This is a genomic window from Pseudonocardia ammonioxydans (assembly GCF_900115005.1).
Classification (GTDB): domain Bacteria; phylum Actinomycetota; class Actinomycetes; order Mycobacteriales; family Pseudonocardiaceae; genus Pseudonocardia; species Pseudonocardia ammonioxydans.
This window is the reverse complement of sequence record NZ_FOUY01000022.1, coordinates 1-12,342: the sequence shown is the minus strand read 5'-3', so window position 1 is coordinate 12,342 and position 12,342 is coordinate 1. Positions and strand designations below refer to the sequence as shown.

Genomic DNA, 12,342 nt, shown 5'->3' with positions numbered 1-12,342 from the left:
CGGGCCGGACCTCCCCGGGCGGGACGGATCAGTCGAGACCGATCGAGTACGCCGCGTCGGTGTCGGCCTTCGAGTACGAGCGGAAGGCGATGTGCGTGTCGGTCCCGACGACGCCGTCGACCTTGCTGAGGTGACCGGCGATGACGTCGGCCAGCTGCTCGTGCTCGCGCACCTTGACGATCGCGATCAGGTCGACGTCCCCGGCGCAGGAGTAGACCTCGGCGACGCCGTCGAGATCGGCGATCGCCTGCGCGGTCTCCGGGATCCGGTCGGCGGCGGTGTGCACCAGGACGATCGCGGTGATCACGACGGACTCCCCCTCGGGACGGTGGTCCGGCACGCGCTGCCGGTCGGTCGTGATCAGGCTAGTGCGGACGGCCCCTGTGGCGCAGGCCGCACCCGCTTGCTACGGTGATCGCATGCGCCCCGTCGAGCTCACCCTTGCTCCGAGCGCAGTGTCGGCCGCACGACTTCTCGCGGTAGTAGCACTGCGCGTCGGCTGATCCAGGCCGCCGACGCGCCGCGCCCGATCCAGGCGCACTCCTCTCGTATGCCGAGACCTGGCTCGCGTTCAGAGCATCTCTTCTCGCGCAACGCACGGAGCCTTCGCATCATGAGCATCACCGCCGACCGCCCGACCACCTTCACCTTCCCCGCCGGTTCCGGTGGCCCCGAGGACATCGCGTCCCGGATGCCGCGCCGGCACACCGTCGTCACCGGCGACGGCATGGACGGCGTCATGCGCGTCGCCACCGCACTGCAGAGCTGCGGCCGCATCCTGCGGGAGTTCTGCGTCGACGTCCGCGAGGGCGTCGCCTACGGCTCGGTCACCTGCACGATGTCGATGACGCCGGCCGAGGCCGACGAGTTCGAGAGCCGGATGCTGGCGATGCCGTGCGTCCTGGCCGTCGACCCGTACTGACCCCGGCCGCGTCCGCTCAGCGGGCCGAGGTGTGGCTGCCCCGGGCGGCCTCGAGCATCGCGGCCCGTTCGGCGATCTTGACCCGTTCGGTGCCGCCGCGCCGCTCCCCCAGAGCGATCTCGGCGGCGTCGAGGCGCCGCCAGTCGTCCCACTGCACGGGCTCGATCCCGAACTCGCGCAGGCGTTCCAGCACGGCGTCGCCGCCCGGGCGGGGCGGGCAGCCCAGGTCCGGCAGGTCGGCAAGGACCGAGGCGGCGGTCTCCGCGCCGTCGCCCTTGTTGGTGCCGATCACCCCGGTCGGGCCGCGCTTGATCCAGCCGGCGACGTAGCTGCCCCGGACCGGTTCGCCACCGAGCATCACCCGGCCCGCCTCGTGCGGGACGGTCCCGGTGGCCTCGTCGAACGGCAGCCCGGCGATGGGTTCACCGGCGTAGCCGATGGCGCGCACGACCAGGCCGGCGTCGACGGTGTCCGTCTCCCCCGTCCCCCGCACCCGGCCGTCGTCGCCGACCTCGTTGCGCTCGATCTCGACCGCGGCGACCCGGCCCTCGTCGTCCCCGACCAGCCGGGCCGGGCTGCGCAGGAACCGCAGGTGGATGCGCCGCCGGCCGCCCGCGCCGGGCGGGTCGGCCGCCCATGCGGTGAGCGTCTCGATGTTCTGCCGCATCCGGCGTTCCCCGGGCTCCTCGACACCGGCCGCCAGCAGGCCGTCGTCGTGCACGCGCACCTCGACGTCGTCGAGCTTGGCCAGCGCCCGCAGCTCCGCCGGGGTGAACTTGACGTGCTGCGGGCCCCGCCGGATCAGCACGTGCACGTCGGTGACGGCGCTGTCGCGCAACCGCTCCAGCACCTCGTCGTGCAGGTCGGTGGCGGCCAGGTCCTCCGCCGGCCGGGCGAGCACCCGGGCCACGTCGATCGCGACGTTGCCGGCGCCGACGACGACCACCCCGGACCGGTCGAGCGCCGGGGCGGAGCCGGTCGCGTCCGGGTGCCCGCAGTACCAGGACACGAAGGCGCCGGAACCGACCGAGCCGGTCAGGTCCTCGCCCTCGACGCCGAGGCCGCGGTCGATCGCGCTGCCGATGGCGTGCACGACGGCGTGGTAGTGCTCGCGCAGGACCTCGCCGGGGATGCCGGCGTCACCGACGTGGGTGTTGCCGAGGAACCGGACGCGGGCGGCGTCGTCGAACGTCGTGACCAGCGCGCGGATCACCGACTTCATCTTGAGGTGGTCGGGGGCCACGCCGTAGCGCACCAGGCCGTACGGGGCCGGGAGCCGGTCGATCACGTCGACGTGCAGCTCCGGGTCGCCCTCGAGCAACGCCTCGGCGGTGTAGAGGCCGGACGGGCCGGAGCCGATCACCGCGACCCGACGGGGACGCGCGCTGGGCGGGGACGTCACGATCACACCTCCGTGTACGGATGGTGACGACGCTAACAGCAGGCGCCGTCCCCGGCGATCATGCCAAGTCGCGCATGCCGCCGCCCACCGCCCGTACCGCCGCGCGCCCGTCGGGCAGCAGCAGCTCGGTGCGCACGGACCAGAACCGGCGGCCGTCCCGCACGATCTCCGAGCGCGCGCGCAGTGCGGCGTCGACCTGGACCGGGCGCAGGAACTCCACGGTCAGCGACAACGGCCGGACCGTCCCGGCCCCGGTCCGCTGCAGGTGCGCGGCCTGCGCGGCCTGGGCGAGCCCGGACAGCACGGCGCCGTGGGTGGTGCCGTTGAGGTTCACCGTCGACGGACCCGGGGTGAAGACGACGTCACCGGTCAGGTGGTCGATCTCCAGGCCGTCCGGGTCGAGCCGCGCCGGGTCGAACGGGGGCAGCACCGTGCGGAAGTCGCCACCGTCGGCCGAGCGCGCGTCCGGGTCGACCGCCCCGCCGGGGGTGGCGAGCCCGCCCGGCCGCGCCGGGGCACCGGTGAGCGCCATCGTCACGACGGCGTGCGCGACCAGCACCCCGGTGTCGTCGCGCATCTCGGCCCGGCCGACGCCGATCTCGTCGTCGAGGTGCAGCAGGGCCAGCTCGGCGGTGAGCCAGCGCGCCTCCGGCGCGGGGCTGCCGGCGAGATCGAGTCGCAGGTCCAGGGTGGGGGCGCCGGCGGCGAGCCGGGCCGTGGAAAACACGAGGTAGCCGATCCCGGAATCGGCGAGCAGCGCCGGCAGTACCGGCTGGACGCGGCCGTCGGCGGCGCGGACGCCGTCGTGCAGCCGGGCACGCAGCCGGGTCCGCTCGCGGCTCGACGAGGGGTCGGGCTCCATCCCGAGGCCGATCTCGACCGGCGCCCGGCGCATGCGGTCGCGGGCCGACGGGCCGGGCCGCGCGGTGGCGGGCGCGCCGCTCGACTGCACAGTGCTCGACTGCGCGGTGGTCGGCTGCTCGGTGGTGGACGACGGGGTCGTTCCGGACATGCCCGTCATCGTGCGGCACGCAGCCGCACCACCGGGTGTGCGGGCCCTGTGCCATCGCTCACGCGGGCTGGGCGTCCCGATTGCAGCGGAAGGTGCTGCGGTAGTCGGCCGGGGCCACGCCGAGCGCCCGCCGGAAGTGGTGGCGCAGCAGCGCCGCCGTGCCGAACCCGGCGCGGGCGGCGACGGCGTCCATGCCCAGGTCGGTCTCCTCCAGCAGGGTGCGGGCGTGCAGCACCCGTTGCGCGGAGATCCACCGGTGCGGGGTGGTGCCGGTCTCCTCGACGAACCGGCGGGCGAAGGTCCGCTCGGACATCGCCGCCCGCCGGGCCAGCGCGGCAACGGTGTGCTCGTCGTGCAGGTTCTCCAGCAGCCACGCCAGTACCGGCGCGAGCGAGTCGGCGGTGCACTCCGGGACCGGGAGCTCGATGAACTGGCGCTGCCCGCCCTCGCGCTGTGGCGGGACGACCATCCGGCGGGCGATCCGGTTCGCGACGGAGCCGCCGAGCTCGCGGCGGACCAGGTGCAGGCAGGCGTCGATGCCGGCGGCGGTGCCGGCACCGGTGACCAGGTCCCCGTCGTCGACGTAGAGCGCGTCCTCCTCCACGACCGCCTCCGGGTGGGTGTGGCGCAGCTCGTCGGCGTGCTTCCAGTGCACGGTGCAGCGGCGCCCGTCGAGCAGGCCCGCGGCCCCCAGCACGAACACCCCGGAGCAGACCGAGAGGATCGTCGCGCCCCGGTCCCGCGCCTCCCGCAGCGCGGCCAGCGCCTCCGGCGGGAACTCGCGCAGCGCGGTGGCGGCGACGCAGACCAGGTCGGCACCGGGCAGCGCGTCGAGCCCGTGCTCGGGCGTGACCGTGACCCCGCTCTTGGTGCTCACCGGGCGCCCCGCCTCGAGCCCGCAGATCGCCCAGTCGAACACCGGCAGGCCGTCGTCGGAGCGGTCCACCCCGAACACCTCGCAGAGCACCCCGAACTCGAAGACGGCCAGCTCGTCGAGCACCAGCACGGAGACGCTGCGCAGCATGCACCGACCGTAGGACGGCAGGAAGGCCCGGTCCAGCGAGATCCTGCCGGGCACCGGCGATATCCGGTCAGGTCGATCCGGTCAGGACGCGTGCCAGGCGGCGAGCCGCTCGGCCTCCTCGGCGACGGCACGGCGCTCGGCGGCGCCGGGGTCGGTGAACGGCGCGGTCACGATCCGGCCCTCGCGATGGGTCCAGGTGCCGGCGACCCGCCCGTCGACGAGGTACGTCGGCGCGGAGCGGGGCCTCGTCGTCGCGAACACGTGGTGGCGGTGCTCGGCGGGCAGGATCCGCGCGCGGGCGGCGTGTCCCCCGAGCAGCACGGCGTCGAACGGTCCGAGAAAGCGGACCGGCAGCGGGGTCGACGGCCCGGGCAGCGGCGCCCGGCCGACGTCGACGAGCTCGGTGCCGTCCTCGGCGGCGAACCGGCGCAGCGTCAGCTCGCCGAGCGCGGCCCGGGCGACGCCGACCGGCCAGCCGGCGAACCGGGCGACGTCGGGTGCGGACGCCGGGCCGAACGCGCGCAAGTAGCGGCGGGCGAGCTCGACCTGCTCCGCGCGCACGACGTGTTCCGGGTGCCCAGCGTGTTCCGGGGTCACTGCCTGTTCCGGGCGCACCGCCTGTTCCGGGTACGGACCGGGCTCCGGCCGGGCGTCCGGCTCCGGGCCGCCGCCGTCCGCGGCCAGGCCGTACACGTGCGCCCGCGGTGTCTCCCAGGTCCCGGCGGGCGGCACCCGGACCAGGCGCACCCAGTGCTGCACCCCGGGGAACGTCCCCGCCGGCACCCCGCGCCGGGCCAGCTCCGCGGTGATCTCGGCCTGGCGGAGCGGCCCGCCGGCCAGCAGCTCCCGCACGACGCGGGCCGCCGCGACCATGTCGTCCCCGGTCACGTCGCGGCGCAGCCGCAGCCAGTCGGCCCGCTGCTCGGCCCGGACCGCCGCGGCGAACAGGGCGTGGTCGCGCCGGGCGAGCATGTGGATGGTCGAGCGCATCGCCCAGGCCTGCACGACCCGGCCGTCGTGCAGCAGCCGGGTCAGCTCCGCCCGGTCGAACCCCGTGAGCCGGGCGTGCAGGCCCAGGTAGCCCGACGGCGCGTGCTGGGTCTGCAGCCCGCACAACCGTTCCAGGGCCCGCGGCACCGGCAGGTCGGCCCGGTCGAGCAGCAGCTGGCGGGCGAGCAGGGCCCGCAGCGAGTCGTCCGCGGTCAGGACCCGCACCCGGCTCCTCCTGTGATCGTCCGTCGGGGTGCGCAACGCCCCGTCACGCGCGCCGCGCCCCACGACGGTCGATCATGTCACCGCGTACCGGTTCGCCGGGCGGGCGAGGCCGAACCGGTCGCGCAGCGAGCCGTCGTACGGGGCCGGGACCACGGCGTCCCCGAGCGCGGGCAGCAGGCCGTCGACGATCTCCCCGATGCCCGACGGGAGCGCCAGCGGGACGAACACGAACCCGTCGGCGGCGCGCTCCCCGACGGCGTCGCGCAGCAGCGCCGCCAGCTCCTCCGGCGCGCCGACGTGGCGCAGCGTCGACGGCGCCGGATCGGCACCGGCCGGCGCCAGCGCGTCCAGCCGGCCCAGCCGCTCGGCGGCGTCGGGCCCCAGCAGGGTCTCGACGTCCAGCAGCACCGCGACCCGGTCCGGGTCACGGCCCGCCTCGGCGACCGCGGCACGCACCCGGTCCCGCGCCTGCGCCGCACCGGCGATCGTGTCCGCCGCGACCCGGACGACGTCGGCGTGGCGCCCCACCACCGGCAGCGCCTCGGGCTCGTCACCGCGCAGCACCGTCAGCGGCTGCCCCTGCGGGGACCGCGGTGTGATCGACGGGCCCTTCACCGAGAAGAACTCGCCGTCGAAGTCGATGTAGTGCAGCTTCTCCCGGTCGACGAACCGGCCGGTGGGCGCGTCCCGGATCTCGGCGTCGTCCTCCCAGGAGTCCCAGAGCCGGGCGACGACCTCGATCACCTCGCCGGTCTCGCGCCACAGCGCGGCCGGGCCGGCCGGGCCGGTGCGGCCGAAGAGGTCGGCCTCGGCGCGGGTGCGGGAGACCTCGGGTGCCCAGCCGGCCCGCCCGGTGGCGACGAAGTCCAGCGTGGCGATGGCCTTGGACAGGTGGAACGGCTCGGTGTGGGTGACCGTCACCGTCGGGACGACGCCGATGCCGGGCACCGCGGGCGCCACCCGGGCGGCGATCGCGACGGCGTCCAGGGTGCCGGGCAGCGCGGCCGGGTCGTCCGACGGCGGGAGCAGCGAGTCCGGCAGCGCGACCAGGTCGAGGCCGCCCCGGGCCGCGGTGCGGACCAGGTCGACGTGGTGCTCGGCGCCGAAGAGCCGGTCCGGGTCCACCCCCGGCAACCGCCACGCGCCGGGGTGGCGCCCCGCCGCTCCGAGCTCGACCGCCAGGTGCAGACGTCCGCTCACCGTGCCTCCCGCTCCGTACCCGGCGTCCCGCACCGGGCCCCCGGCGACGGGTCACCGGCCTCGTGTCACCGGTGTGGTCCCCTCGGACCGGGTAACCCGGCCCGGCCGGGCTATGTTCCCGCGACGGCCCCGCGATGTTCCCGCGACGGGCCTGCGACCGCAGGCCGGCACCGGTCAGCGCGGCCGGGCGACGGCCCGCTCCAGCCCGTCCGGCCCCGCGTGCCAGGCGACGATGCGGTGCAGGCGCACCCGCACCGGCTGCGCGAACACCTGCCGCCAGCCCGCCAGGTCCTGGTCGCCGAGCATGTCCCGGTACTTCTCGCCGAAGGCCCGCAGCTCGGCCGGCGCGGGTTCGCCGGACAGTGCTGCGTCGCCGTCGGCGAGGACGACGTCGGTGCCCGACACGGCCGTGTCCAACGACAGGCAGACCCCCGGCCGCGTCCGGATCCGGGCGATCTTGCGGGTGTCCGGGCGGCTGAACAGCAGGATCTCGGGGTCGGTGAACAGGAACCAGACCGGGACCGAGTGCGGGCGCGCGTCGTCGTCCACGGTGGTCAGCCAGGCGATCGCCTCGGCGGCCAGCCGGGCCGCGGCGTGGTCGTGCCGGGGGTCGGCGGGGTCGAGCAGCGGGGCCGTCATCGCCGGACTCCCGCGTCACCGGCGCGTCGCGGATCCGGGGTGATGTGCGTCACGGTGGTCATGCCGCGCATGATTCCTCATCCGGACGCCCGGAGGTCGGCCTCGATCGCCGACGCGCAGTTCCGCAGCTCCGGCAGCACCTCGGCGCGCAGCGCGGCGGCGTCGCGGCGGGACGCGTGGGTGGACACGTTGACCGCCGCGGTGACCCGTCCGGCGCGGTCGTGCACCGGCACCGCGATCGAGCGCAGACCCGCCTCCAGCTCCTGGTCGACCACGCAGTGCCCGTCCGCGCGGACCCGGTCCAGCTCGGCGCGCAGCTCGCCGGCGCCGGCGACGGTGTGCTCGGTCAGCGTCTCGGGGTGCAGCGCGGCGAGGTAGGTCTCCACGGTGGACTCCGGCAGCGCGGCCAGCAGGACGCGCCCCATCGACGTCGCCCAGGCCGGGAAACGGGTGCCGATGGTGATCGTCACCGTCATGATCCGGGAGGTGGGCACCCGGGCGACGTAGACGACGTCGTAGCCGGACCCGGGGTCGCCGTCCAGAACGGACACCGAGGCAGACTCCCCGACGGCCGCCACCAGGCGTTCCAGGTGCGGGGCCGCGACCTCGGGAAGCCCCATCGCGGACAGATAGGACCAGCCGAGCTCGAGGACGCGCGGGGTGAGCGCGAACAGCCGCCCGTCCGTGCGGACGTACCCCTCGTCGGTCAGGGTGAGCAGGAACCGGCGCGCGGCAGCCCGGGTCAGGCCGGTGCTGCGGGCGACCTCGGACAGGGTCTGCTGTGGATGGTCGGCGTCGAACGACCGGATCACGGCCAGCCCGCGCGCCAGCGAGCGGACCTGTTCCCGGCGCTCCCCCGGCGCCTCCGGCGTGGCGGCGTCCGGGTTCATCGCGGCCGTCCCGCGAGGACCCGGTCCACCAGCTCGCCGGCGTGCCCGGAGCCGGACCCCTGCACGCCGGCGGCGAGTGCGAGGTTGCGGGCCATCGCCGTCTCGTGCACCTGCAGCCCCTCCAGGCAGGACCGCAACCGCGACGCCGCACCCGCGGTGACACGCAGCAGGCCGGTCAGCGTCTCCCACTCGGCGTGCCAGGCCCCGGCCGCGCGCTGGAACTCCTGCTCGGCACCCGCCAGCAGGCCTGCCACCAGCCCGGGGGCACGTTGCGCGGACCCCCGCGCGGTCACCGCCGCCGCCGGGTTGCGCTTGTGCGGCATCGACGACGAGTCGCCCGGCGCCGCCTCGGACACCTCGCCGACCTCGGTCGCCGAGAGGAGCACGACGTCGGTCGCGGGCTTGCCGCACGCCCCGGCCGCGACGCCGAGCGCCCCGGCCAGCTCGCCGATCCGGCTGCGCTCGGTGTGCCACGGGACGCCCTGCGGGGCCAGGCCGAGCCGCACCGCGAGCGCGTCGGCGACGGCCGGGCCGTACGGGTGCGACGCGGCGAGCGTGCCGGCGGCGCCGCCGTACTGGACGGGCAGCTCGTCGAGCACCTGCCGCAGGCGCACGCGGGCCCGGTCCAGCCCCGCGCACCAGTTCGCCGCGACCAGGCCGAACGTGGTCGGCAGGGCCTGCTGCCCGAGGGTCCGGGCGGCGCACGGGGTGTCCCGGTGGGCCCGGGCCAGCACGGCCGCGGCGTCGGCACACGCGCCCAGGTCCTCGACCACCCGGTGCCCCGCCCGGCGGGTGAGCAGGACCAGCGCGGTGTCCATGACGTCCTGGCTGGTCGCGCCGGGGTGCACGGCCCGCTCGGCGCCCGGCTGGATCCGCGCGGCCGCCGCTCGGAGCCGCTTGACCAGCGGGATGACCGGGTTGCCACCCTCGACCGACTCGGCGGCCAGCTCGGCCGGGTCCACCCCCGCGACGGCGGCGACCGCGCGTTCCACACCGTCGGCGTCGTCCTCGGAGACCGCGCCCTGCTCCGCGGCGACGGCCGAGAGCGCCAGCTCGACCTCCAGCAGGGCGGCGATCCAGGCGCCGTCGTCGAGCAGCCCGTCGACCCGGCAGGACCCGGAGAGCGGACCGAAGAGCGTGTTCGCCATACGGACGAGTGTACGTAGCACGCACACGACGTCGGGGATACTGGGAGCCGTGCTGACCCACATCCTGCTCGACCTCGACGGCACCCTCGTCGACTCCGCGCCCGGGATCCTCGGCTCCCTGCGGCGCGCCGTCGACGAGGCCGGACTGGACGTCCCCGACTCCGCGCTGGGCACCCACCTGCTCGGGCCCCCGCTGTACCGCTCGCTGCCGCCGATCCTCGGCGACGAGGGCGCCGCGACCGTGCTGCCGATCTACCGGCGGATCTACGGCGACGAGGACGGCTGCCTCGACTGCACCCCCTACCCCGGCATCGAGGAGCTGCTGCGCGCGCTGCACGACGCCGGCGTCACGATGGCGCTGGCGACCAGCAAGGCCGAACCGCCCGCCCACAAGATCATCGCCCACCACGGCTGGACCGACCTGTTCACCGAGATCGTCGGCGACACCCGGGCCGCCGAGCGGCCGACCAAGGCCGCGGTCGTCGGTGAGGCACTGCGGCGGCTCGGCCACCCCGGCGGGGCGTCGGCGCCGGTGATGGTCGGCGACCGGCTGCACGACGTCGAGGGGTCGGCCGAGCACGGCCTGCGCTGCCTCGGCGCGGGCTGGGGGTACGCCGAGCCGGGCGAGCTGGAGGCCGCCGGAGCCGCGACCGTGTACGCATCCGCGGACGAATTGCGGGCGGCGCTCCTCGACTGAGGGAGTGCTCGCGTGGGGGCCGTCGCAGCAGGTAGACACCGTGCATGACGGTCGTGTCGCTGCACCGCTATCCGGTCAAGTCCATGCTCGGCGAGTCCGTGGAACGCTCGGTGGTGACCGGGCGCGGACTGCTCGGTGACCGGGCGCTGGCCGTGTACGACGTCGAGTCCGGCACCATCGCCAGCGCCAAGGTGCCGCGACTGTGGGCCGGCCTGCTGGGCTTCTCCGCCCGGTTCGCCGCCGAGCCGGAGCCGGAGCGGCCGCTGCCCGAGGTCGAGATCCGGTTCCCGGACGGCTCGATGCTGCGCTCGGACGACCCCGGCATCGACACCGCGCTGTCGGCCGCCCTCGAGCGGGACGTGCGACTGATCGCCGAACCGCCGGCGGGCAGCCAGTTCGAGGAGGTGTGGCCCGAGATCGACGGCCTGCCCATCGACCAGCTGGCCCCCGGGAACCTGATCGAGGGCACGACTGCACGGCGCGAGGACTCCGGTGAGCCGGTGAGCCGGTTCGACGTGTCCGCCTTCGGCGCGCCGGGCACCTTCTTCGATCTGTCCACATTGCACGTCCTCACCGAGTCCACCCTGGACCGGCTGCGGGAGCTGGCGCCCGAGGCCGGCTTCGACGCCCGCCGCTACCGGCCGAACGTCGTGCTGGGCGGTGCCGCCCCCGGCTTCGTCGAGAACGACTGGCCCGGCGCGGACGGGACCATCGGCGGCGTCGGCGTGCGGTACTCGTTCGCGACCATGCGCTGCGTGATGACCACCCTCGCCCAGGGTGACCTGCCCCGCGACCCCGACACCCTGCGCACCGTCGCCAAGCACAACCGCATCGAGATCCCGCAGGTCGGCGGGGTCTGGGCGTGCGCGGGGGTGTACGCCGACGTCACCAGCGACGGCGAGATCGCGGTGGGCGACGAGCACTCCGCACCCGCCGTCGCCGCCTGATCCACCGGGGGCGCTCCGTCCCCCACCTGCGCTGCGCCCCGCACCGTGCCCCGCGCCGCGCCCTGCACCGCGCGGTGCTGTGCCACGCCGTGCCATGCCGTGCCCGGCGCGGCGCCCGCTGTGCCGCGCCGCGCCGTGTCACGCCCCCAGGGGCACCCACGTAGCGCCCCACGCCCCGAGGGGCCCCCTGGGAGCGCCCGGCCCGGGCCGCGGCGGGACCTGCGTCGCGGCTCCGCGCCTCCGGGGGCACCCTCGTAGCGCCCGGCGCCCCGAGGGGACCCCTCGCGACGCCCCGCGCCGTGAGGAGCGCCCGTGGCGGCGCACACTGCGTCCCGCCGAGCTCGTTCGCAGCGGTTCCGCGCCGCGCGGGGCACCCCCGTAGCGCGCTACGCCCCCAAGGGGCCCCTGGGAGCACCCGGCCCGGGCCACAGTGGGACCTGCGCCCCGCGTACGCGCCCCCGGGGGCACCCTCGTAGCGCCCCACGCCCCGAGGGGTGCCCTGGGAGCGCCAGGCCCGGGTCGCGACGGACCTCCGCGGCTGTGCCGCGCCGTGTCGTGTCACGCCCCGAGGGTGCCCCTGGGGTGTGTGGCGCGGGATACCGAGGCGCGCGACAGGCACACCCGCGCAGGCTATGCTGTTCGCAGAGCGAACGCTTGTACGTTTCGCGAACGACGCGCTACCCTGTCCGCAACGGAGGTGTGTGATGAACAAGGTGGTGGCATCCGCCGCGGAGGCGGTCGCCGACATCGGCGACGGGTCCTCGCTGGCGGTGGGCGGGTTCGGCATGTCCGGCGTGCCCACCGCACTGATCGCGGCGCTGCTGGAGCAGGGTGCGACGGACCTGGAGACGATCTCGAACAACCTGGGTGTGGACGGGTTCGGGTTGGGCACGCTGCTGGCGGCCGGGCGGATCCGGCGCACGATCGGCTCCTATGTGGGTAACAACAAGGAGTTCGCCCGCCAGTACCTGGCCGGGGAGATCGAGCTGGAGCTGACCCCGCAGGGCACCCTGGCCGAGCGGTTGCGGGCCGGGGGTGCGGGGATCGCGGCGTTCTACACCCCGGCCGGGGTCGGGACGCTGGTCGCCGAGGGCGGGCTGCCGTGGCGCCACCACCCGGACGGGTCGGTGGCGGTGGCCTCGCCGGCCAAGGAGGTCCGCGAGTTCGACGGGGTGTCCTACGTGCTCGAGCGGGCGCTGGTGCCCGACTTCGGGCTGGTGCACGCCTGGAAGGGCGACCGGCACGG

The 12,342-nt window shown here is 75.8% G+C and carries 13 protein-coding genes; 4 read left to right on the top strand and 9 right to left on the bottom strand.

Annotation, left to right across the window (positions count from 1 at the left end):
* Positions 1–28: 28 nt before the first annotated feature.
* The gene (locus BM093_RS20405; protein WP_093347321.1) at positions 29–307 is read right to left on the bottom strand and encodes an Lrp/AsnC family transcriptional regulator; all 279 of its coding nucleotides are present in this window, start codon (positions 305–307) and stop codon (positions 29–31) included.
* A 306-nt stretch (positions 308–613) separates the two neighbouring features.
* Here BM093_RS20405 and BM093_RS20400 point away from each other — a divergent pair, with 306 nt between their 5' ends.
* Positions 614–922 carry a hypothetical protein gene (locus tag BM093_RS20400; protein WP_093347029.1) on the top strand — a complete coding sequence of 103 codons (309 nt, stop codon included), beginning with the start codon at positions 614–616 and terminating at the stop codon, positions 920–922.
* A gap of 16 nt (positions 923–938) precedes the next feature.
* Here the strand turns inward: BM093_RS20400 and BM093_RS20395 are convergent, their stop codons facing one another.
* The 8 genes from BM093_RS20395 to BM093_RS20360 all read right to left on the bottom strand — a co-directional run bounded on the left by BM093_RS20395 (position 939) and on the right by BM093_RS20360 (position 9,452).
* Entirely contained in the window at positions 939–2,324 is a 1,386-nt protein-coding gene (locus BM093_RS20395) for an FAD-dependent oxidoreductase (protein WP_093347317.1), read from the bottom strand.
* A 58-nt stretch (positions 2,325–2,382) separates the two neighbouring features.
* A complete protein-coding gene (locus BM093_RS20390; protein WP_093347021.1) occupies positions 2,383–3,336 on the bottom strand; it encodes a PaaI family thioesterase in 954 nt (317 codons plus the stop codon).
* A gap of 58 nt (positions 3,337–3,394) precedes the next feature.
* A complete protein-coding gene (locus tag BM093_RS20385; protein ID WP_093347312.1) occupies positions 3,395–4,360 on the bottom strand; it encodes a helix-turn-helix domain-containing protein in 966 nt (321 codons plus the stop codon).
* Positions 4,361–4,441: 81 nt separating this feature from the next.
* Positions 4,442–5,575 (bottom strand): winged helix DNA-binding domain-containing protein, encoded by a 1,134-nt coding sequence (locus tag BM093_RS20380; RefSeq protein ID WP_093347017.1) that lies wholly within the window; start codon positions 5,573–5,575, stop codon positions 4,442–4,444.
* Between the two features lie 72 nt (positions 5,576–5,647).
* Positions 5,648–6,775 carry an LLM class flavin-dependent oxidoreductase gene (locus BM093_RS20375; protein ID WP_093347307.1) on the bottom strand — a complete coding sequence of 376 codons (1,128 nt, stop codon included), beginning with the start codon at positions 6,773–6,775 and terminating at the stop codon, positions 5,648–5,650.
* Between the two features lie 174 nt (positions 6,776–6,949).
* A complete protein-coding gene (locus BM093_RS36065) occupies positions 6,950–7,414 on the bottom strand; it encodes a pyridoxamine 5'-phosphate oxidase family protein (protein ID WP_177238596.1) in 465 nt (154 codons plus the stop codon).
* 77 nt (positions 7,415–7,491) lie between these two features.
* Entirely contained in the window at positions 7,492–8,304 is an 813-nt protein-coding gene (locus tag BM093_RS20365; RefSeq protein WP_093347014.1) for an IclR family transcriptional regulator domain-containing protein, read from the bottom strand.
* Complete coding sequence (locus BM093_RS20360; RefSeq protein WP_093347011.1) at positions 8,301–9,452, bottom strand: lyase family protein; 1,152 nt, start codon at positions 9,450–9,452, stop codon at positions 8,301–8,303. The genes BM093_RS20365 and BM093_RS20360 overlap by 4 nt, the downstream gene beginning before the upstream one ends.
* Before the next feature lie 49 nt (positions 9,453–9,501).
* On the opposite strand from BM093_RS20360, the gene BM093_RS20355 reads away from it, so the two are divergent.
* The 3 genes from BM093_RS20355 to BM093_RS20345 form a co-directional block, all read left to right on the top strand.
* Positions 9,502–10,149 carry an HAD hydrolase-like protein gene (locus BM093_RS20355; RefSeq protein ID WP_093347008.1) on the top strand — a complete coding sequence of 216 codons (648 nt, stop codon included), beginning with the start codon at positions 9,502–9,504 and terminating at the stop codon, positions 10,147–10,149.
* A 44-nt stretch (positions 10,150–10,193) separates the two neighbouring features.
* Positions 10,194–11,096 (top strand): MOSC domain-containing protein, encoded by a 903-nt coding sequence (locus BM093_RS20350; protein WP_093347005.1) that lies wholly within the window; start codon positions 10,194–10,196, stop codon positions 11,094–11,096.
* A 704-nt stretch (positions 11,097–11,800) separates the two neighbouring features.
* A partial coding sequence (locus BM093_RS20345; protein WP_093347001.1) for a CoA transferase subunit A occupies positions 11,801–12,342 on the top strand: 542 nt, incomplete at its 3' end.